This window comes from Brevibacterium sp. XM4083 (assembly GCF_006489205.2).
Taxonomy (GTDB): domain Bacteria; phylum Actinomycetota; class Actinomycetes; order Actinomycetales; family Brevibacteriaceae; genus Brevibacterium.
The window spans coordinates 417,079-437,002 of sequence record NZ_VFYR02000003.1 but is presented as its reverse complement, the minus strand read 5'-3'; the positions used below and the strand labels follow the sequence as shown (position 1 = coordinate 437,002).

23 protein-coding genes are annotated in these 19,924 nt (G+C 69.1%); 14 read left to right on the top strand and 9 right to left on the bottom strand.

Annotated elements, in window-relative coordinates; genetic code table 11:
* Positions 1 to 73 precede the first annotated feature (73 nt).
* The 9 genes from paaA (at position 74) to FJ887_RS11255 (ending at position 7,812) form a co-directional block, all read left to right on the top strand.
* Positions 74 to 1,084 (top strand): 1,2-phenylacetyl-CoA epoxidase subunit PaaA, encoded by a 1,011-nt coding sequence (gene paaA, locus FJ887_RS11295; RefSeq protein ID WP_095375251.1) that lies wholly within the window; start codon positions 74 to 76, stop codon positions 1,082 to 1,084.
* Positions 1,081 to 1,398: a 1,2-phenylacetyl-CoA epoxidase subunit PaaB gene (gene paaB / locus FJ887_RS11290; RefSeq protein ID WP_095375250.1), complete on the top strand. Its 318-nt coding sequence runs from the start codon at positions 1,081 to 1,083 to the stop codon at positions 1,396 to 1,398. Before paaA ends, paaB begins: the two co-directional genes overlap by 4 nt.
* 11 nt (positions 1,399 to 1,409) lie before the next feature.
* Positions 1,410 to 2,387, top strand: coding sequence for a 1,2-phenylacetyl-CoA epoxidase subunit PaaC (gene paaC, locus FJ887_RS11285; protein ID WP_095375249.1), 978 nt, complete (start codon positions 1,410 to 1,412; stop codon positions 2,385 to 2,387).
* Between the two features lie 5 nt (positions 2,388 to 2,392).
* Positions 2,393 to 2,917: a 1,2-phenylacetyl-CoA epoxidase subunit PaaD gene (gene paaD / locus FJ887_RS11280; RefSeq protein ID WP_137826461.1), complete on the top strand. Its 525-nt coding sequence runs from the start codon at positions 2,393 to 2,395 to the stop codon at positions 2,915 to 2,917.
* A 1-nt stretch (position 2,918) separates the two neighbouring features.
* The gene (gene paaE, locus FJ887_RS11275; protein ID WP_212743346.1) at positions 2,919 to 4,028 is read left to right on the top strand and encodes a 1,2-phenylacetyl-CoA epoxidase subunit PaaE; all 1,110 of its coding nucleotides are present in this window, start codon (positions 2,919 to 2,921) and stop codon (positions 4,026 to 4,028) included.
* 86 nt (positions 4,029 to 4,114) lie between these two features.
* The gene (locus FJ887_RS11270; RefSeq protein ID WP_137826445.1) at positions 4,115 to 5,281 is read left to right on the top strand and encodes a thiolase family protein; all 1,167 of its coding nucleotides are present in this window, start codon (positions 4,115 to 4,117) and stop codon (positions 5,279 to 5,281) included.
* Positions 5,278 to 6,126 (top strand): enoyl-CoA hydratase/isomerase family protein, encoded by an 849-nt coding sequence (locus tag FJ887_RS11265; RefSeq protein WP_395948330.1) that lies wholly within the window; start codon positions 5,278 to 5,280, stop codon positions 6,124 to 6,126. The genes FJ887_RS11270 and FJ887_RS11265 overlap by 4 nt, the downstream gene beginning before the upstream one ends.
* Entirely contained in the window at positions 6,123 to 7,019 is an 897-nt protein-coding gene (locus FJ887_RS11260) for a 3-hydroxyacyl-CoA dehydrogenase family protein (RefSeq protein ID WP_140955393.1), read from the top strand. The genes FJ887_RS11265 and FJ887_RS11260 overlap by 4 nt, the downstream gene beginning before the upstream one ends.
* Before the next feature lie 16 nt (positions 7,020 to 7,035).
* Complete coding sequence (locus tag FJ887_RS11255) at positions 7,036 to 7,812, top strand: enoyl-CoA hydratase/isomerase family protein (RefSeq protein WP_137826447.1); 777 nt, start codon at positions 7,036 to 7,038, stop codon at positions 7,810 to 7,812.
* 3 nt (positions 7,813 to 7,815) lie between these two features.
* On the opposite strand, the gene FJ887_RS11250 is transcribed toward FJ887_RS11255, so the two are convergent.
* The 6 genes from FJ887_RS11250 to FJ887_RS11225 all read right to left on the bottom strand — a co-directional run bounded on the left by FJ887_RS11250 (position 7,816) and on the right by FJ887_RS11225 (position 12,515).
* A complete protein-coding gene (locus FJ887_RS11250; RefSeq protein WP_223289823.1) occupies positions 7,816 to 8,556 on the bottom strand; it encodes a TVP38/TMEM64 family protein in 741 nt (246 codons plus the stop codon).
* Positions 8,557 to 8,602: 46 nt separating this feature from the next.
* A complete protein-coding gene (locus FJ887_RS11245; RefSeq protein ID WP_137826448.1) occupies positions 8,603 to 9,211 on the bottom strand; it encodes a DUF998 domain-containing protein in 609 nt (202 codons plus the stop codon).
* Between the two features lie 75 nt (positions 9,212 to 9,286).
* On the bottom strand, positions 9,287 to 9,712 hold the full coding sequence (locus tag FJ887_RS11240) for a MarR family winged helix-turn-helix transcriptional regulator (RefSeq protein ID WP_137826449.1): 426 nt from the start codon (positions 9,710 to 9,712) through the stop codon (positions 9,287 to 9,289).
* A 134-nt stretch (positions 9,713 to 9,846) separates the two neighbouring features.
* Entirely contained in the window at positions 9,847 to 10,017 is a 171-nt protein-coding gene (locus FJ887_RS11235; RefSeq protein ID WP_171007090.1) for a hypothetical protein, read from the bottom strand.
* Positions 10,018 to 10,053: 36 nt separating this feature from the next.
* Complete coding sequence (locus tag FJ887_RS11230) at positions 10,054 to 11,427, bottom strand: OFA family MFS transporter (protein WP_137826450.1); 1,374 nt, start codon at positions 11,425 to 11,427, stop codon at positions 10,054 to 10,056.
* A 338-nt stretch (positions 11,428 to 11,765) separates the two neighbouring features.
* Positions 11,766 to 12,515, bottom strand: coding sequence for a SurA N-terminal domain-containing protein (locus tag FJ887_RS11225; protein ID WP_137826451.1), 750 nt, complete (start codon positions 12,513 to 12,515; stop codon positions 11,766 to 11,768).
* A gap of 114 nt (positions 12,516 to 12,629) precedes the next feature.
* Between FJ887_RS11225 and FJ887_RS11220 the strand changes: the two genes are divergently transcribed.
* Positions 12,630 to 12,998, top strand: a complete 369-nt coding sequence (locus tag FJ887_RS11220) for a VOC family protein (protein ID WP_137826452.1) — start codon at positions 12,630 to 12,632, stop codon at positions 12,996 to 12,998.
* A 75-nt stretch (positions 12,999 to 13,073) separates the two neighbouring features.
* Here FJ887_RS11220 and FJ887_RS11215 read toward each other — a convergent pair whose 3' ends face one another.
* Positions 13,074 to 13,640, bottom strand: a complete 567-nt coding sequence (locus FJ887_RS11215; protein WP_212743347.1) for a dihydrofolate reductase family protein — start codon at positions 13,638 to 13,640, stop codon at positions 13,074 to 13,076.
* A 114-nt stretch (positions 13,641 to 13,754) separates the two neighbouring features.
* On the opposite strand from FJ887_RS11215, the gene FJ887_RS11210 reads away from it, so the two are divergent.
* Entirely contained in the window at positions 13,755 to 14,954 is a 1,200-nt protein-coding gene (locus tag FJ887_RS11210) for a M20 metallopeptidase family protein (protein WP_137826454.1), read from the top strand.
* 129 nt (positions 14,955 to 15,083) lie between these two features.
* Here FJ887_RS11210 and FJ887_RS11205 read toward each other — a convergent pair whose 3' ends face one another.
* Positions 15,084 to 16,763, bottom strand: a complete 1,680-nt coding sequence (locus FJ887_RS11205) for a BCCT family transporter (protein WP_223289822.1) — start codon at positions 16,761 to 16,763, stop codon at positions 15,084 to 15,086.
* A gap of 165 nt (positions 16,764 to 16,928) precedes the next feature.
* Positions 16,929 to 17,903: a flavin reductase gene (locus FJ887_RS11200; protein ID WP_171007091.1), complete on the bottom strand. Its 975-nt coding sequence runs from the start codon at positions 17,901 to 17,903 to the stop codon at positions 16,929 to 16,931.
* 116 nt (positions 17,904 to 18,019) lie between these two features.
* On the opposite strand from FJ887_RS11200, the gene FJ887_RS11195 reads away from it, so the two are divergent.
* From FJ887_RS11195 to FJ887_RS11185, 3 genes are read left to right on the top strand one after another with little or no spacing between them, the layout of a single operon-like run.
* Complete coding sequence (locus FJ887_RS11195; RefSeq protein WP_137826456.1) at positions 18,020 to 18,718, top strand: GntR family transcriptional regulator; 699 nt, start codon at positions 18,020 to 18,022, stop codon at positions 18,716 to 18,718.
* Complete coding sequence (locus FJ887_RS11190; protein ID WP_212743348.1) at positions 18,715 to 19,368, top strand: amino acid synthesis family protein; 654 nt, start codon at positions 18,715 to 18,717, stop codon at positions 19,366 to 19,368. Before FJ887_RS11195 ends, FJ887_RS11190 begins: the two co-directional genes overlap by 4 nt.
* A complete protein-coding gene (locus tag FJ887_RS11185; protein WP_137826457.1) occupies positions 19,365 to 19,916 on the top strand; it encodes an amino acid synthesis family protein in 552 nt (183 codons plus the stop codon). Before FJ887_RS11190 ends, FJ887_RS11185 begins: the two co-directional genes overlap by 4 nt.
* Positions 19,917 to 19,924: the final 8 nt, after the last annotated feature.

The following is a 19,924-nucleotide window of genomic DNA, read 5'->3' as shown; positions in this document are numbered from 1 at the left end:
GGGCGTGGGGTATGCCACACTGGTGGAGAACTTTACAGAACAAATGGTCAGTAAATGGTCCGATGGAGTGGTCATGACAACTGAAGCACAGCTCGAGGCGCAGTTCGCCGACACGATCGAAGCCAAGGATCGCATCGAACCGCGCGACTGGATGCCCGAGGCCTACCGCAAGACGCTCATCCGGCAGGTCGCGCAGCACGCGCACTCGGAGATCATCGGCATGCAGCCGGAGGGCAACTGGATCACCCGCGCCCCCTCGCTGCGCCGCAAGGCGATCCTGCTCGCGAAGGTCCAGGACGAAGCCGGTCACGGCCTCTACCTCTACTCCGCCGCCGAGACCCTCGGTGCCAGCCGCAACGAGCTCACCGAGAAGCTCATCGCCGGCAAGCAGAAGTACTCGTCGATCTTCAACTACCCGACCCTGTCCTACACCGACGTCGGCACGATCGGCTGGCTCGTCGACGGTGCCGCGATCTGCAACCAGGTGCCGCTGTGCCGGACCTCCTTCGGACCCTACGGTCGCGCGATGATCCGCGTGTGCAAGGAGGAGTCCTTCCACCAGCGTCAGGGCTACGAGCTGCTCATGACGATGATGCGCGGCACCGACGAGCAGCGGGAGATGGTCCAGGAATCCGTCAACCGCTTCTGGTGGCCGGCCCTGATGATGTTCGGACCCCCCGACGACGACTCCCCGAACACCGCGCAGTCGATGGAGTGGGGCATCAAGACCCACACGAACGACGAGCTGCGCCAGAAGTTCGTCGACATGTCGATCCCGCAGGCCGAGGCCCTCGGCGTGACGTTCCCCGACGAGAACCTCAAGTGGAACGAAGAGCGCGGCCACTACGACTTCTCGACGCCCGACTGGGACGAGTTCTGGTCCGTCGTCAAGGGCAACGGCCCCTGCAACGACCAGCGCATCGCCCACCGCAAGCGCGCGTGGGACGAGGGGGCGTGGGTCCGCGAGGCTGCGCTCGCCTTCGCTGAGCAGTCCGCCGAGGCGGCCGCCCCCGCACAGACCGGCAGCGCCCCCGGACAGACCGGCAGTTCCCCCGCGACGACGACCGAGGAGACCGCGAAATGACCGACACCACCTCGGCGAATACCCCCCGCGCCCGCGGCGAATGGCCGCTCTACGAGGTCTTCGTCCGCGGCAAGCGCGGCCTCAACCACGTCCACGTCGGCTCCCTCCACGCCCCCGACGACCAGCTCGCGCTCCGCCACGCCCGCGACGTCTACACCCGCCGCAACGAAGGCGTGAGCATCTGGGTCGTGCGCTCGTCCGACATCACCGCGTCGAGTCCCGACGAGAAGGACCCGATGTTCGCCCCCAGTGGCGACAAGGTCTACCGGCACCCGACCTTCTACGACATCCCCGACGATGTCCCGCACATGTGAGTGACGAGCAGATGACGAACGAACCCAACGCCCCCAAGGTCCACGTCGAACACGACGAGGCCGGCACGACCGTCGACCACGACTCGCACGAGAGCGCCTACTCCGGTCTCCTCGTCAACGACGCCCACTGGGCCTTCGGCACCGACTTCGAGGACCCGCTGGCCGGCGTCGACACGACCGTGCCCGAGGGCGTCGACCCGGCCGCGCTCGCCGCCTACTGCCTCATGCTCGGCGACGACGCCCTCGTCTTCTCCCAGCGCATCTCCGAGTGGTGCTCGAACGCCCCCGACCTCGAAGAGGACATCGCGCTCGCCAACATCTCCCTCGACCTCCTCGGGCAGGCCCGTCTCCTCCTCGCCCGCGCCGCCGCAGCCGACCCGAGCCTCGTGCCCGAGCTGCCGGCCTCCTCGCCGGTGCCCGATGAGGACCGGCTCGCGTACTTCCGCGACGACATGGCCTTCCGCAACGTCCGGCTCGCGGAGGTCCCCAACGGCGACTTCGCCGAGGCGGTCGCGAAGATCCTCATCTACTCCACCTGGCGCCTGGCGATCTTCGAGCGCCTGACGGACAGCCGCGACTCCGTGCTCGCGGCGATCGCGGCCAAGGGCGTCAAGGAGATGTCCTACCACCGCGACTTCTCCGCCCGCTGGGTCCTCACCCTGGCCCGCGGCACCGAGGAGTCCCGGGCCCGGCTGCTGACCGCCCTGTCCGGCCTGTGGCCGCTGTGGGCCGAGCTCTTCGAGACGCACCCGACCGAAGCGGTCGTCGCCGCGGCCGGCATCGGCGTCGACCCCGCCGCGGTCGAGGACGAAGCCGGGGTCATCCTCGACCAGGTCTTCGCCGCCGCCGGCATCGACCGTCCCGACCGCGGGGCGCTCGCCGGCGTGCGCGGCAAGAAGGGCCGCGACGGCCTCCACACCGAGGCGCTCTCGCGCATGCTCGCCGAGATGCAGGTCGTCGCCCGCGCCCACCCGGAGGGACAGTGGTGACCGCGATGCCCCTGACCCCGCTCACCGACGGCGCCGAGGCGGTCGACCGCGCCCGTGCCGCCGCCGCCCGCGTCACCGACCCGGAGATGCCGATGCTCACGCTCGTCGACCTCGGCGTGCTCCGGGACGTCACGATCGAGGACGATCACGTCGTCGCGACGATCACCCCCACCTACTCGGGCTGCCCGGCCATGGCGACGATGCGCGATGACCTCCAGCGCGAACTCCAGGACGCCGGCTTCCCCGATGCGGAGATCCGCGTCTCGCTCACCCCTGCGTGGTCGAGCGACTGGATCACCGAGGAGGGACGGGCCGCACTCGCCGGAGCCGGGATCTCCCCGCCCGGGCAGGCGCCCCGCCGCCAGGGCCCGGTCGCACTCACCCTCATGCCGACCCGCCGCGCCATCGTGTGCACCCTGTGCGGATCCGACGATGTGGCGCTGACCTCGGAGTTCGGGCCGACCGCGTGCAAGGCGATGTACCAGTGCCGGACCTGCCTCGAACCCTTCGAACACGTCAAGGAGATCTGAGATGACCGAAACGCTGGGTGCGAACACGCCGACCTCCGCAGCCCCCCAGTCCGGTGACCGCACGGGCTTCCACCCGCTCACGGTCGCCTCTGTCGACCACCTCACCGAAGACTCCGCGGCCGTGACCTTCGACGTGCCCGCCGACCTCGCCGAGCTCTTCGACTTCGCCGCCGGCCAGTCGCTGACCCTGCGCCGGATCATCGACGGCGTCGAGCACCGCCGCACGTACTCGATCTGCGCCCCGGCCGGCACCGCCCCGCGCATCGGCGTGCGCGAGATCCCCGACGGACTCTTCTCCCAGTGGCTCGTGCGCGACGTCCGCCCCGGTGAGACGATCGAGGTCCAGCCGCCCAGCGGCAGCTTCCAGGCCGACCCCAGCCTCGGCGGAAAGCACCTGTGCATCGCCGCCGGCTCGGGGATCACCCCGATGCTCTCGATCGCCACGACCGTGCTGGCGAACCCCGACGCCTCGGTGACCCTGCTCTACGGCAATCGCTCGACGAACACCGTGATGTTCGCCGAGGAGCTCGCCGACCTCAAGGACGCCCGCAACCAGCAGCTCGACCTCGTCCACGTCCTCTCCCGCGAACCCCGCGAGGTCGACCTCTTCTCCGGCCGCCTCGACGCCGACAAGCTGCGTCAGCTGCTGACAATGCTCGTGCCCATCGACGACGTCGACCACGTGTGGCTGTGCGGCCCCTTCGGCATGCTCAGCGACTCCCGTGCGGTCCTCGACGAACTCGGGGTGCCGAAGGAGAAGGTCCACTTCGAGCTCTTCTACGTCGACGAGCCCCCACCCGAGGTCGTCCACGCCGACAAGGTCCTCGAGGGGGCGACCTCCGAGGTCACGGTCATCCTCGACGGACGGCGGACCACCTCGGCGATGTCACAGGGCATGACGATCCTCGACTCCGCGCAGGAATCGCGGTCGGACCTGCCGTTCGCGTGCAAGGGCGGCGTGTGCGGAACCTGCCGGGCCAAGGTGTGCGCCGGTGAGGTCGACATGGTCCGCAACTACGCCCTCGAGGACGCCGAGGTGGCCGCGAACTTCGTGCTCACCTGCCAGACGTTCCCCGTCAGCGACGAGGTCACCATCGACTTCGACTCCTGAGCCCGATTCCGCAGGATGACCCGTCCGCACGTCCGGCCGGGCACCGCGCTACGATCATCACGTCTGACCCGAGAATAAGGAGCACCATGCCTGAGGCTTACATCCTTGACGGACTGCGCACCCCCATCGGCCGCTACGGCGGAGTGCTCGCCGATCAGCGGCCCGACGATCTGCTCGCCACGACGCTGAAGGCCGTCGTCGACCGCACCGGGATCGACCCGGCCGACATCGACGAGGTGATCATGGGGGCGGCGAACCAGGCCGGTGAGGACAACCGCAACGTCGCCCGCATGGCCGTGCTGCTCGCCGGGCTGCCCGTCTCCGTGCCCGGCTTCACCGTCAACCGCCTCTGCGCCTCGGGCCTGACCTCGATCATCCAGGGCCGGGCGATGATCGCCGCCGGCGATGCCGACGTCGTCGTGGCCGGCGGTGTAGAATCGATGACCCGCGCCCCATGGGTGACCGAGAAGCCCTCACGGGCCTGGTCGAAGCCCGGCAAGACCTTCGACACGTCGATCGGCTGGCGCTTCCCCAACCCGCAGTTCGACGAGGACACGACGCTGTCGATGCCGGAGACGGCCGAACGCGTCGCGCAGCGCTGGAACCTCACCCGCGAAGAGCTCGACGCCTTCGCCTACGCCTCCCACCAGAAGGCGCTCGCCGCGCAGGCCGAGGGGAAGTTCGACCCGGAGATCATGCCCGTAGGCGACGTCACCGCCGATGAGGGCCCGCGTGCCGACACCACCCCGGAGAAGCTCGCGAAGCTGCGCACCCTCCACGGCCCGGACAGCGTCATCACCGCCGGCAACTCGTCGTCGCTCAACGACGGTGCGGCCGTGACGATCCTCGTCTCCGACCGCTACGCGGAGAAGCACGGACTCACCCCGCGGGCCCGCGTCGTCGCCGGTGCCAGCGCCGGCGTGCCGCCGGAGATCATGGGCATCGGCCCCGTGCCCGCCTCGGAGAAGGCGCTCGCGCGCGTCGGCTGGAGCGTCGACGACCTCGACGCCGTCGAGCTCAACGAAGCCTTCGCCTCCCAGTCGCTCGCGTGCATCCGAGACCTCCACCTCAACCCGGAGATCGTCAACGAGTTCGGCGGGGCGATCGCGCTCGGCCACCCGCTCGGCGCCTCCGGCACCCGCATCACCCTCACCCTGCTCAACCGCCTCGAGCAGGGCGAGGAGAAGCGCGGACTCGCGACGATGTGCGTGGGCGTCGGGCAGGGCTCGGCCGTCCTCCTGGAACGCGCATGAGCGAGCAGGCCGGCACGGGCGCAGGGTCTGCGGCGCCTGCGGGCGGGGACTCCGCGACGCAGGCGGGCGCGGACGCAGGCTCACCGCTGCTCGTCGAGCGCGGGGAGAACCGGATGATCATCCGGCTCAACCGCCCCGAGGTGCGCAACGCCATCGACCTGCCGATGGTCGAGGCCCTCCACGAGGTGTGCGCCGAACTCGAAGCGCACCCGCAGGTCGCGATCATCACCGGCACCGGGGGGACCTTCGCGGCCGGCGCCGACATCGGACAGCTGCGCGAACGCCGTCGCGACGACGCCCTGGCCGGCATCAACTCGAAGATCTTCAGCCGCATCCTCGACCTGCCGATGCCCGTCATCGCGCTCGTCGACGGGTACGCCCTCGGCGGCGGGGCCGAACTCGCGTTCGCCGCCGACTTCCGCATCGGCACCCCGAGCACGAAGATCGGCAACCCCGAACCCGGCCTCGGCATCCTCGCCGCCGCCGGTGCCGCCTGGCGGCTGCGGGAGCTCGTCGGGGAGCCGCGGGCCAAGGAGATCCTCCTCGCCGGTCGCACCCTCAACGCCGACGAGGCCAGGGCCATCGGCCTCCTCAATGATGTCGTCGACCCCGATGAGCTCGAGGTCGCCGGCGAGGCGCTCGCCGACCGGATCGCGAGCTTCGCGCCGCTGGCCGTGCGACTGACGAAGTCGGCCTTCCACGCCCCCCGCGAGGCCCACCCCCTCATCGACAACATCGCCCAGGCGGTGCTGTTCGAAACCGACGAGAAGTTCGCGCGGATGGATGCGTTCCTCGCCCGCCGCGATGCGAAGAAGCAGGCGAAGAGAGAGGCCGGTCACGAGTGAGCGAGACGACGACCCCAGCAGGCACAGGAACCGGCACGGTCGAGGCGACCGCCTCGGCGACGGACCGGGCACACGTCCCCGACACGGTCGGCGTCTACGGCGGAGGCCGGATGGGGGCGGGCATCGCCCACGCCTTCGCGACCGCCGGCGCCCATGTCATCGTCATCGAGAGCACCGAGGAGACCGTGGCCGCGGCCCGCGACCGGGTCGACGCCTCGATCGCGAAGTCCGAGGCCAAGGGCATCGCGGTGCCCGGCCGCGTCGACGTCGTCCGCGACCCCACCCTGCTCGATGAGGCGCTGCTCGTCATCGAAGCCGTGCCCGAGGACATCGAACTCAAGCGCACGATCCTCGCCGCGATCGCGAAGTACGCCCCGGCGGCGAGCATCGGCACGAACACGAGTGCCTTGTCGATCGACGAACTCGCCGCCGCACTGCCGCGTCCGCAGGCGCTCATCGGCCTCCACTTCTTCAACCCGGTGCCCGTCTCCGACCTCGTCGAGATCGTCGTCGGCTCCCAGACCTCACCGCAGCTCGTCACAGCGGCGGCGAACTGGGTCGCCGGCCTCGGGAAGACCCCGATCACGGTGACCGATTCACCCGGCTTCGCCTCCTCCCGCCTCGGCGTGACACTCGCCCTCGAAGCCATCCGCATGGTCGAGGAGGGCGTGGCGAGCGCTGCCGACATCGACACCGCGATGACGCTCGGGTACCGGCATCCGGCCGGACCGCTGAAGACGACCGACATCGTCGGACTTGACGTGCGCCTCGGCATCGCCGAACATCTCGAGCGCGAACTCGGACCCCGCTTCGCCCCGCCTCAGCTGCTGCGCGACAAGGTCACAGCCGGGGAGCTCGGTCGCAAGACCGGCAAGGGCTTCTACGACTGGTGACCTGGAAGGACAGCCGATGACCGAGATCAGACTCGACGTCCGCGGACCGATCGCCGAGATCGTCCTCGACGGACCCGACTCCCGCAATGCGCTCACCGCCGACAACCTCGGTGAGCTGGCGGCCGCTGTCGGCAAGGTCGCCGAGGCGACGCCGGGCATGCGCGCCCTCCTGCTGCGCGGGGAGGGGAAGGTCTTCTCCTCCGGGCGCGACATCTCCGCCGTCGACGTCGCCACCGACGACGCGTACGCGTTCCTCGAGGAGTCGTTCACCCCGGTGTTCCGCGCGATCAGGCGGCTGCCGATCCCCGTCGTCGCACAGGTCCAGGGGGCCGCGCTCGGGCTCGGCTTCGGGATCGCGGCGGCCGCCGACATCATCTACGCCGCCGATGACGCGAAGTTCGGTTCGCCGTTCGCCGCGATCGGCGCGATGCTCGACTCCGGCGCCCACCACGTGTTCCTCGATCGGGTCGGCTACCACCGGACGATGGACCTCATCGTCACCGGTGACTTCATGACCGGCGCCGAGGCGGCAGCGAGCGGGATCGTCTCCCGTGCGGTGCCCGCGTCCGAACTCAGCGACTTCGTCGCGACGAAGCTCGAGCGCATCGTCGCCGGACCCGCCGAGGCGTATGCGATGGAGAAGAGCTTCGTGCAGAAGCTCGTCGATGACCGCCCGCGCATCGCCGAGGTCCTCGAGGCCGAGGCGAAGCTGCAGGAGGCGGCCCGGCAGACACCGGACTACGTCGAGGGCTTCCGGGCCTTCCAGGAGCGCCGCACCCCGAACTTCGGGTGAGCCTCAGCTCGAGGCGGTGGCCCCAGGCTCCGGTCCGTCCGGCGGAGGCGCGGGTGCGGAGTGCCTGGTCCCGCGCCAGCGGCGGAAGGACAGGATCGTCAGTCCGCCGACGAGCAGCCACGCCACCGCCACGGCGATGCCGTTGAGGATCGTCGGGTCGCCGATGAACGCCCCGATCGCGACGAGGGAGAGCTGACCGGGCAGGGACGAGATGACGGTGGCGATGACGAACGTGCGATTGTCGATGCCGAATGCGCCGCTGCCGTAGTTGACCGGCCAGTACGGGAACCCCGGCATGAGCCGGAGCGTGGCGACCGCGTAGAGGCCACCGCCGCGGAGCTGGGATTCGACCGCCTCGGCGTGGGAGCCGAGCATCTTCGCAGCCGTCTGCCGTCCGAGCACCCGGGCGACCCAGTAGCCGGCCCACCCGCCGAGGACGACCCCGATCATCGACAGCAGCGTGCCCAGCGGCAGGCCGAACGCGAGTCCGCCGGCGACGGCGACGATCGTCACCGGGATCGGAGTCGCGGCGACGACGGTGTAGAGGAGGACGAAGAATCCGGCGCCCCAGACCCCCGCCTCGGCGATGTCCTCCCGAAGATCACCCGGGCCGGGGAGGTGGACGTTGATGACGAGCCACAGCCCGGCGAGGATGACGAGCGCAAGGGCGAGATTGCGCAGGATCGAGCCCCAGGGAAGGCGCGGGCGGCCGCGCCTGGCGGGTCCGGGATTCGTCAGCGGCACGGGTCGAGTGTACGCCTCGCGGCCCAGCGGACGTCGCTCGCGGCGCTCACACGGCCAGCAGCGCGAGCCCGAGGGCGACGAGGCAGTAGAAGACGCTGACGGAGAGGATGAAGATCCGCTCGGAGATGCCGAAGACCTTCGGCCGCAGGCGCTTGACGATGAGGACGAGCACGCTGATGGCCAGGGAGAGCGCGGCGATCCACCCGATGACGGTCAGGGTGGTGCCGAGCCAGGCCGGTCCGGTGCCGGCGAAGAAGCGCGAGAAGTTGCCCATGCACGCGTAGCTGATGGCGAACCATGCGATCGCGAGCAGATAGTGGAGCCGGCCGATGAGCGTGGGCGCCTCACCCTCGAGCGTCGTCGGGGCGAACGGGAGGACGGCGAAGATCACGGCGAGGACGATGAGGGCGATGACGATGCCGGTGGCGTCCGACCAGTCGGGGACGCCGGTGGCCACCGCGGCGGCGAGCAGGGCCCAGAAGATCGCGGTCAGCCACGTCATCACGCTGCTCAGCCGCCTGGTCGGACCGACCGCGTAGTCGCTGACGGCATGGCCGACGATCGTGTAGTCGCTGGGCACGAGGTGGAGGGCGATGAAGACGCCGAGGCGGGCGAGGCCGAAGACGAGCGCGAGAAGGGCGAGGGACAGTGCCATGGGTGCTCCTGAGGTTCGGGGTGGTGAGGTTCGCTGTGCTGAGGTTCGGCGTGCGGGTGGGGGAGGTGGGTCCGGTCAGCCGTCGGGGTGGCGGACCGTGCGGACCTCGTCGTGGAGGCTGCGGATCGTGAGCGCGAGGCGCTCCGGGTCGAGTCCGATCGCGCGGGCGTTGTCGTCGAGGGAGGTCCCGAGCAGGCGACCGCAGTGGTCGGCCTTCTCCGCTCCCGCCTCGGTGAGGTGGAGTTCCCGCCGATTGCCCGAGCCCTTGGCCGCCTGGTTGTCGACGAAGCCGGCGCCGAGGAGGGCCTTGACGATGCCCGATCCGGCCGCCTCGGTGACGCCGAGGGATGTCGCCAGGGTCCGTCCGGTGATGCCGGGATGCTGACCGAGGATGACGAGGGCGACGTACTGGTTGTAGGTGAGGCCCTCGGGGGCGAGGATCCGCTCGGCCCACCGGTCGAGGGTGCGCACGAGATCGTGGAGTTCGAAGGCGAGGTCCATGGCACTAAGTTAAGCACTTAAGTTAATGGACTGCAAGAGGTGTCGCACCCCGTCACGATGAATGCGACAGCGGCCCCGCCGCGGACGCTGGATCCGGGGCGGGGCCGCCTGTGAGTGGGGGTGTGCTGCCGGCATCAGCCGGTGAAGATCGCGACCGCCCTGATGACGGTGAGGGTCAGCCCCCAGGCGAGGCCGCCGACGACGACGACGGTGAGGCCGGTGCCGATGACCTTGTATGCGCCGCCCGTGGGCGACTGCGGGGAGCCCTCAGCGGGAACCGATGACCACGATTCTGGTGCGCTCATGAGTCTCTAGTCCTTCCTTCAGTCGTTGTGTCGGGGTCAGTCGTTCTTCGGGGCGGTCGCCGTCGACGGGTTCGCGCCGCTCGTCTCCGGTTCGAGGTACTTGTCGTTGACCGGGCGGACGAGGAGGTTGGCGACGAAGCCGATCGCCAGCGCCCCGACCATGATGAACATGCCCGGCGTGTAGAGCTCGGGACCGGTCTTGCCGGCCTTGTCACCGGCCTCGACGACCGAGTTGACGATGAGCGGTCCGGCCACACCGGCGGCCGACCACGCGGTGAGCAGGCGACCGTGGATCGCACCGACCTGGTAGACCCCGAAGAGGTCGCGGAGGTAGGCGGGGATCGTCGCGAAGCCGCCGCCGTAGAAGGAGATGATGAGCAGGGTCGCGACGACGAAGAGGACGATCGACCCACCGCCGAAGAGCGCGACGACGAGGTAGAGGAGCGCGCCGCCCCCGAGGTAGATCATGTAGTTGTTCTTCCGGCCCAGGTAGTCCGAGGTCGTCGACCACACGAAGCGACCGGCCATGTTGCCGATCGAGAGCAGGCCGACGAAGCCGGCGGCCGCGGCCGCGGTGATGCCGAAGTAGGCCTGGATCATCGGGGCGGCGTTCTCGAGGATGCCGATGCCGGCGGTGACGTTGAGGAAGAGGACGATCCACAGCAGCCAGAACTGCGGGGTGCGGATCGCGTTCTTCGCTGAGACGTTGCCCGTCGTCTGCAGGGGCTTCGCCTTGATCGTCGAGGGGTCGAAGCCCTCGGGCTTCCAGTCCGGGTGCGGCACGCGGATGACGTAGGCGCCGGCGGCGATGACGACGGCGTAGACGACGGCGAGGGTGAGGAACGTCGGGGCGAGGCCGGCGACGAGGTTCTGCGGCTCGGAGCCGCCGCCGTAGAAGGACATGAGCGCGTTCGACATCGGGCTGGCGATGAGCGCACCGCCGCCGAAGCCCATGATGGCCAGTCCCGTGGCGAGGCCCGGGCGGTCCGGGAACCACTTCATCAGGGTCGAGACCGGGGAGATGTAGCCGATGCCCAGTCCGATGCCGCCGACGAAGCCGTAGCCGAAGTAGACGAGCCACAGCTGGCCGGTCATGATGCCGAGGGTGGCGATGAGGAAGCCGCCGACCCAGCACGAGCCGGCCGCGACCATCGAGGCGCGGGGACCGGCCTTCTCGACCCAGGTGCCGAAGATCGCCGAGGAGATGCCGAGCATGAGGATCGCGATCGAGAAGATCCAGCCGATCGAGATCTCACCGGCGTCGAAGCGCGACATGAACGGGATCTTGAAGACGCTGAATGCGTAGACCTGGCCGATGCACAGGTGGATCGCCAGCGCTGCCGGCGGCATCAGCCAGCGGTTGAAGTCCATCGGCGCGATGATCGCCGAGCGGGAGAGTACGGAAGCCATGAGGACCCTTTTCGTCTGCGCCGCATCCCCGGTCGCCGACGTCGGCGGGGGAAGCGGATTGCTGCCAGCGGTTCCCGAGAACCGCGTTCGTCCCATACAGACTAGAGGCCTCTCACCGATTTTGCGAGATCCTGAAAGACATTCCCCAGAATCGTTGGAATCCGTGACCTACGGGCAGGTAGTTGAAAACGCCACGATGCCCGTGATCCGCGGTGTGTCGGGCATCCTCGCCGAGGTTGTCCTCAGGTGGCCTTGTGCGCGCGGATTCCGCAGTCCCCGGTCGACGGTGACAAGAGGCGTTTCCGCGCAAGCGACAGGGCGGGGTGTCCCGAGCGGCCTCAGAGGTTGATCGTCACGTCGCCCTGGTCCTGGAGCTCCCCGGCGTACTTCTGGGTCGCCTCGTTGGCCTTGTCACTCCTCACCTGCTCCTCGAGCTGCGGGCGCATCTCCTCGATCGAGGGCACCTGCGCCTCCTGACCGGTCTGCGCGGCCATCTGCTCCTGCTGGTCCTTCGCCTGCTGGTAGGCCGCCCCGACCTCCTCGTCGGTGACGTCGAACTCTCCGAACTCGTCGGCGATGAGGCCCTCGATCTTCAGCTGGGTCCTCATCTCCTCATTCACCCGCGCTTCGTCCATGCCCTGGTCGTTCATCGCCGAGAGGAACTCCTCGGTGCTCATCTGCGAGGCCTGGGCGGTCTCGTCGAGAGCGGTGGCGACATCGTCGTCGGTGACCTCGATGCCGCGCTTGTCGGCTTCCTGCCTGAGCAGCTCGGTGCTCACGAGGTTGTCGGCGGTCTGCTGCTTGAGTGCGGCCTCGTCGACGGGCTGTCCGCCCTGCTGCGCGGCCATCATCATCTGCCCGTACTGGGTTTCGTAGAGGGGGACGAACTCGTCCTTCGTGATCTGCTCACCGTTGACCTCGGCGACGACGTCGGGGATGTCGTCGGTGTTCGGCGCTCCGGTGTCGCTCTGCTCGGCGGCCGGGGTCGTCGGAGCGGCCGACGAGTCGTCGCCGCTGGTCCCGCAGCCGGCGAGCGCGACGACGGAGACGGATACGGCGAGTCCCACCCACCACTTGGACTTGACCACAATCACTCCTGCGAATCGATTCAGCCCACCACGCTAACAGGCCGGGATCAGTGCGGCCTGTGCGCAGGCGGTCACAGCCTGGGCGCGCGGTGACTGCGCAGCTAGACTGCGGACATGACCGAACCCACGGAGACCCAGTTCCGCGGAGTGTTCCTCACCTGCGCGGATGTTGAGACCACGGCGGCCTTCTACCGCGACATCGCGGGACTCGCTCTCACCCCAGCCGGGGACGAGGACTATACGTACCATCTCATCGACGTCGACGGAATCCAGCTCGCCCTCCACGACGCCGAGGCGTTCGCCGACTACACGACGCCGCCGAACCCGGACTCGAACCTCACCCACCTCTACTTCCGCATCGCAGACCGCGCGGCGTTCCTCGACCGCCTCGACGCGGCCGGGATCATCCCGGTCGCGCTCGACGATGTCGTCGTCACGGTCGCCGACCCGGATGGTCGGAAGGTGATGTTCGGGACGGCCTGAGTCCGGCTCAGCACCGCCTCGGCGGGCCCGCGACCGCCTCGGCGGGGAACGGCGTGATCACGGGATGGGCCCGGGTCACAGGCTCGTGGGGACCTCTCCGGTCGGGGCGTAGGAGGAGTAGACGACGCCGCTGCGATGGAAGGGCCGGGAGTCGAGCAGCGAGAGCTGCGGCTGCGGGTGGCCGTCGGGGAAGAAGCCGCGTCCGCGCCCCTGCCACACGGGGTGGACGAACATCCGGTACTCGTCGACGAGACCGGCGGCGATGAGCTCGTGGGCGAGCGTGATGCTGCCGGTGATGATGACGTCGAGGCCCGGTTGGGAGCGCAGCGCCGCGACCTCGAGGAGGGGCTCGGTGATGATCTCCGTGTTCGTCCATGCAGGTTCGGTCAGCGTCGAGGAGACGACGACCTTGCGCACCTTCTCAAGATGCGCGGCGATGCCCGTCGTGTCGTCGGTCTGCTGCGGCCAGTAGCCGCGGAAGTCCTCGAACGTCTGCCGGCCGAGCAGGAGGATCTGCTCACGCGCGGACTGCGCCATCAGCTCGGCGACGAGCTCGTCGTCCTGGGCCTGCGGGTCGAACCAGTCGTCGAGCATCTCGACCCGACCGTCGAGGGTGACGTTCTGCGTGATGATGATGCGCACGGTGGGCTCCTTCGTCGGGCGTGTGCCCATCACGCTACGCACCCGGTGAGCGGGCGTAAAGGGGCAGTGCTCACCCCGGCGACGGTGTCGTGCGGCCCGGCTAGGATCGGGACCATGACGATCCCTGACTTCCGCGCCGAGGCGACCGACCTCCTGCCCGATCTCGTCACCCTGCGTCGCACGCTCCATGCCCACCCCGAGCTCGGCACGCAGCTGCCCTTCACGCAGGCCGAAGTGCTCCGGGCCCTTGCGGGGCTGGGGCTCGAGGTGACGACGGGGGAGTCGCTCACCTCGGTGGTCGCCGTCTTGCGCGGCGGACGCCCGGGACCGGCGGTGCTGCTGCGCGGGGACATGGATGCCCTCCCGGTGACCGAGGAGACCGGACTCGACTTCGCGTCGACGAACGGGTCGATGCACGCGTGCGGCCACGACATGCACACGGCCGGGCTCGTCGGTGCTGCCCGGCTGCTCGCCGCCCACCGCGACGAGCTGCCCGGTTCCGTGATCTTCATGTTCCAGCCGGCCGAGGAGAGCGAGGGCGGGGCGGAGCCGATGATCGCCGAAGGCGTCCTCGAGGCGGCCGGTGCACCCGTCGTCGCCGCGTACGGCATCCACGTCGAAGCCGACGTCCGCGGCCGCTTCGCCACCCGGGGCGGTCCGCTCATGGCCGGCTTCGCCGACCTCGACATCACCGTCCACGGCGCCGGGGGCCACAGCTCCCAGCCGCAGGCGACCCGTGACCCGGTGTCCGCGGTCGCCGAGATCGCGCTGGCGCTCAACACGATGACGACCCGGTCCTTCGACATCTTCGACCCCGTCGTCGTCTCCGTCACCCAGCTGCAGGGGTCGGCGGCGAACAACGTCATCCCCGACACCGCGTCACTCGGCGCCTCGATCCGCTTCCTCTCCGCGGACTCGCTCGCCCTGCTCAGGCAGCGGGTCACCGAGGTGGCCGAAGGCATCGCCCGAGCGCACCGGTGCACCGCCTCGGTGGACTTCGAGGTCGGGTTCCCCGTCACCGTCAACGACCCGGGCGAGACCGGCGTCGTCCTCGGACGCCTGCGGGAGCTGTTCGGGCAGGAGAGCGTCACGGTCCTCGACCATCCGCGGATGGGATCCGAGGACTTCTCCTACGTGCTCGAGCGGGTGCCCGGTGCCTTCGTCTTCCTCGGCGCGACTCCGGTCGGGATCGACCCCGACGCGGAGACGAACCATTCGCCGAGGGTGCAGTTCGACGACGGACTGCTCGGCGATCAGGCCGCCGCGCTCGCCCACCTCGCCTTCGCCCGGCTGCGCGACGAGGCGGGCGACTGAGCGCCGAGCAGGGCGACTGAGCGCCGAGACCGCCACTTCGCACCGAGACTGACAGTTCTCACCGGCAGTCTCGATGCGAAGTGGCGGTCTCGGTGGCTCGGTGGCTGGGGAGCCAGGGAGCTGGGTATCTCAGGTCTCGTCGGCGACGGCGACCGGCTGCTCGAGATCCCGGCGCCGCACCGTGCGGTAGGCGTCGAAGGTGTGGTCCTCGTGGAGGGTCTTGACGATGCAGATGCCGAGGAGTGCGACGATGACGGCGAACGGCAGGGCCGAGAGCATCGCCGCCTGCTGGAGGGCGGCAAGACCGCCGGCGAAGAAGAGGACCATCGCCGTCGTGCCCGTGAGCACGCCCCACACGGTGAGCACCCAGCGGCTCGGTTCGAGCGTGCCGCGCGAGGTGAGCATGCTGAGCACGAAGGTGTTCGCATCCGCCCCGGAGACGAAGTAGAGGATGACGAGGATGATCGCGATGACCGAGGTCAGACCGGTCCACGGCAGCTGCCCGAGCGTCTCGAAGAACGCGGAGTTGACGTTGGCCGCCGCGGCCTGGCCGATCTCGCCGCTGCCGTCCATATCGAGTTTGATCGCGGTGCCGCCGAAGACGGTGAACCACGCGAAGAAGACGAGGCTCGGCACTCCCATGACGCCGAGGACGAACTCGCGGACCGTGCGGCCCTTCGAGATCTTCGCGAGGAACACCCCGACGAAAGCGCCCCAGCTCAGCCACCACGCCATCATGAAGTACGTCCAGAACTGGTACCACTCGACATCCCCGGAGGCCAGCGGGGTCAGGAGGCTCGTCGTGAAGAACTCGCCGAGGTACTGGCCGGTCGAGCGGAAGAAGAGGTTGCCGATGAACCCCGTCGGGCCGACGATGAGGACGAAGAGGCCGAGGAAGATCGAGAGCACCGCCGTCGTCTGGCTGAGGAACTTGATCCCCTTGTTGACCCCGGACAGCGCCGACAGGGTGAAGACGACGGTGATGCCGAGGATGATGATGATCTGGACGAAGAGCTCGTTGGGGATCCCGAAGACCCGGTTGAGGCCCTCGGAGATCTGGGAGGCGCCGAGGCCGAGCGACGTCGTCGTCCCGAAGAGCGTGGCGATGACGGCCATGATGTCGACGACCTTGCCCGGCCACCGGTCCATCGCGCTGCCGAAGAGCGGCTTGAGCATCGGGGAGATGAGCCCGGTGTTCCCGCGCTTGTGCGTCGAGTAGGCGATCGCGAGCCCGAAGACCCCGAACACCGCCCACGCGTGCGGACCCCAGTCGAAGTACGAGTACTGGAGGGCGACGACCGCCGCCTGCGTGGTGCCCGCCTCGGCGAGGTCATGCGGGGGTGTCGTGAAGTGGGAGATCGGCTCGGCGACGCCGTAGCTGATGAGCCCGATGCCCATAACCGCCGAGAGGATCATCGCCAGCCACGCCCACGTGCTGAACTCGGGACGGTCGTCCTCGGCGCCGAGGCGGACCCGACCGAAGCGGCCGAAGCCGAGGTAGACGAGGAGGCCGATGCAGCCGAGGGTGACGACGAGGTAGGACCAGCCGACGTTCGCGGCGACCGCGTTCATCGCCGTCGTCATCGTCGTCGACATGCCCTCAGGTGAGATCACGCCCCACAGGGTGAATGCGACGACGCCGGCGATCGAGATCCAGAACACCGACCCCGGCCGGTGACGCAGGGCGTTGGCCTCGGCCATCGCCGGGGAGATCCCGGCATCGTAGTCCATGCCGCCGCCGGGCAGCTGGGCGTGACGGTGCGGTGGGCCTGATGAGGGGTCATCGGCGGGGCCGGGGACGTGTTCCATGGCGAACTCCACTTCCTTGTGAGTCAGTTCTTCGGGACTTCGGTGATCGGTCTGCGGGTGGTGCTGGTGGAGCTGCGGTGCTCAGGGGAGCGGGTAAGGGGGTGCTGGCGGGGACTCCGGTGTCGGATGGGGCACTCGACCGGTGGGGACGGCGGTCGGGATGGCTCAGTCGAGGGACGTGAGGTCCTCGCTGTCGAAGAACCTGCCCGCCTTGTAGATCATCGGGGAGTCCTCCGAGGTCTCGGCGCTCTTGACCCGGCCGATGAAGACGGTGTGGGTGAGCGCCTGGAACCGCTCCTTGATCTCGACCTCGATCGAGGCCGATGAGCCGTCGATGAGCGGCGAGCCGCCGGCGGCGGGATGCCAGTCGAGGGTGGCGAACTTGTCGGGGGCCTTCGAGGCGAAGACGCCGATCGTGTCCCGCTGGTTGCGGCTCATGATGTTGATGCCCATGTGCGTCGAACGGAACAGCGCCGGATACGTCGACGAGGTCTTCTGCACGCAGACGAGGACGAGCGGCGGGTCGAGGGAGACGGAGTTGTAGGAGTTGACGGCGAGGCCGCGGGGCCTGCCCTCGTCGTCGGTCGTCGTCACCACGGTGACGCCGGTGATGAACTGCCGGTTGAAGGCCTTGAGCGAATCCTTCGTCGGACTGCCCGTGAGATCGGCGGTGACGACGTCGTCGGGGGCGACCTCGAACGCCGAGGACAGCGACTTCAGTCCGAGGTCGGCCAGCAGCTCGTGGGCATCCCAGGTCACCGTCTCCCGTGCGATCCGATCGCCGTCGAGGGTGATGAGGTTCGAGCCGTGGGTCGTCACCTGCTGCCCGGTCGGCGGGATGTCGCCCATCGGCTCGGTGAACGTGCCGACGGAGCGCCAGTAGATCGCACCCTCGTCGCCTTCGATGAGGATGTGGTCGATCGTCGTCGTGAGATCGGGGAACGCGGCGCGGATCTCGCCGATCTCCTCCTTGATCGCGGCGGCGTCCTTCTCCTGTCCGGAATTCGTCGAGACGCGGACGTAGTCGTCGGTGACGAGGGCGTCGAAGGCGTCGAGGTCATCGGTGTCCCAGACGGCGTGCCACGCGTCGCTGATGGTCTTCTTCACACCACTGAGGGCGGCATTCTGTGTTTCTTGCATACCAGAGACCATAGATTGGCCACCATGCATCCGTCAACAGATTCGGGAAACTCAGTGAAATCAAGGTTTCAACCATGCTGTTGACATGCTCGCATGTATGCAAGTAGATTTCTTGTATGCAACAGATCTCCAGCGACGCACAGACCGAATCGTTCCTCGACCGGGTCCGCACGCTCATCCTCAGCGACGGGTACGAGCCGGGTGACATGATCCCCGAATCGACGCTCGCCGAATCCTTCGGCGTCAGCCGCACCCCGGTCCGCGAGGCCTTCAAGCAGCTCGAGCGCGAGGGCCTCGTCGAGATCCGCCCCCGGGTCGGGACGTTCCTCCGCCAGCCCAAGCGCCGGGAGATCGTCGAGCTCTTCCAGCTCAAGGAGTCCCTCGAGGGCCTCGCCGCGAACCTCTTCGCCAAGCGGGGGGCGATCCCCGAGCTCGCGATGCTCAAGGACAACTCCGATGCCTCCGACGCCGCGGCGCTGGCCGAGGACGCCGAGACCTACGCCCGGCTCGTCCACGAATTCCACTGGGCGCTCGTCCGCGGAGCCGACAACCGCAAGCTCACCGAGACCTACGAGCGCCTCATGCACCAGCTCGCCTACCACCGCATCGTCCTCCAGGCCGTGCAGCGGCCGGGCCGGCTGAGCGAATCGGTCGGCGAACACCATGCCGTCATCGACGCGATCGAGAACAAGGATGCCATCGGCGCGGAGATCGCGATGCGCGAACACGTCAGCGCCTCCTCCCGCGCGGCCCTGCTCTCCCTGACCGAACAGGACCGGCAGACCGCCGGAGCCGGCACCGAGGAGGCACAGTGAGCGCGGCAGCCCCGACCGAGCGCCTGCCTGCGTCGTTCGACGAACTCGCCCGCCGCCTCGGCGTGCGCTCTCTCACCGTCCACCGCGAGGAGATCCTCTCCGAGGCCGGCACCGACCTCGACCGCCCGCTCGTCCAGGCGGCCGCCGTCGCCGTCGTCCCCAACCCGTGGATCGGGGAGGGACCCGCGGCCGACCTCGCCGCCGCGACGCAGGAGCTCGCGCCGGTGCTCGCGAAGGTGCTCACTGACCGTCTGCTGGCGGCCATCGGATCCGCCGAGGCGGTCGAGGCCTTCGGGAAGGGTGCGGTCGTCGGCACGGGCGGGGAGCTCGAACACGCCGGCGCCCTCATCCACACCCCGTACTTCGGCAACATCATGCGCGAGCTCCTCGCCGGCACCTCGGTGCTCTGCTTCGCCGACGGCCGCGGACCAGCCGGGACGACGATCCGCGTGCCCCTGTGGCACAAGACCCACGCGACCTCACGCGACCACTACCAGTCGATCGAGGTCAATCTCCCCGACGCCCCTCACGCCGACGAGATCTGCGTGATCGCCGCGGCCTCGAACGGGCCCCGGCCCTTCGCCCGCATCGGCGACCGTCGCACCGACGGCGCCGTGACCACCGACATCCTGAAAGGACTCATCTCATGAAGGTTCGCAAGATCACCACCGTCGTCGAAGACGTGCTCACCGAGGGCGGACGCGACGTCAACCCGATCACCCGCGTCGCCGCCGTCGCCGCGGTCATCGAGAACCCGTGGGCAGGGCAGGGCTTCGTCGACGACCTCGGGCCCGGCATCGACGCCACGGCCAGCGACCTCGGCGCCCTGCTCGCTCCCCGCGTCATGGAGGCCCTCGGCGGTGAGCTCGAAGCGTACGGGAAGGCGGCGATCGTCGGACTCGACGGCGAGATCGAGCACGGCTCTGCCCTCATCCACACGCTGAAGTTCGGTGACCACTTCCGCAGGGCCGCCTCGGCGAGCACCCTGCTGCCCGCCGTCGAGAAGCGCGCGGACGCAGGAGCGATCTTCGACATCCCGCTCAAGCACTTCACGGATGCGACGATCCGCTCACACCACCAGACCTTCGAATGGCGGGTCTCCGACGCCCCGCACGCCGACGAGATCCTCGTCGCGCTCGCCGGTGCCACGGGCGGACGGCCGCAGGAGCGGCTCGCCCCGCTCTCGGCGGACAAGTAGTCGGCGCG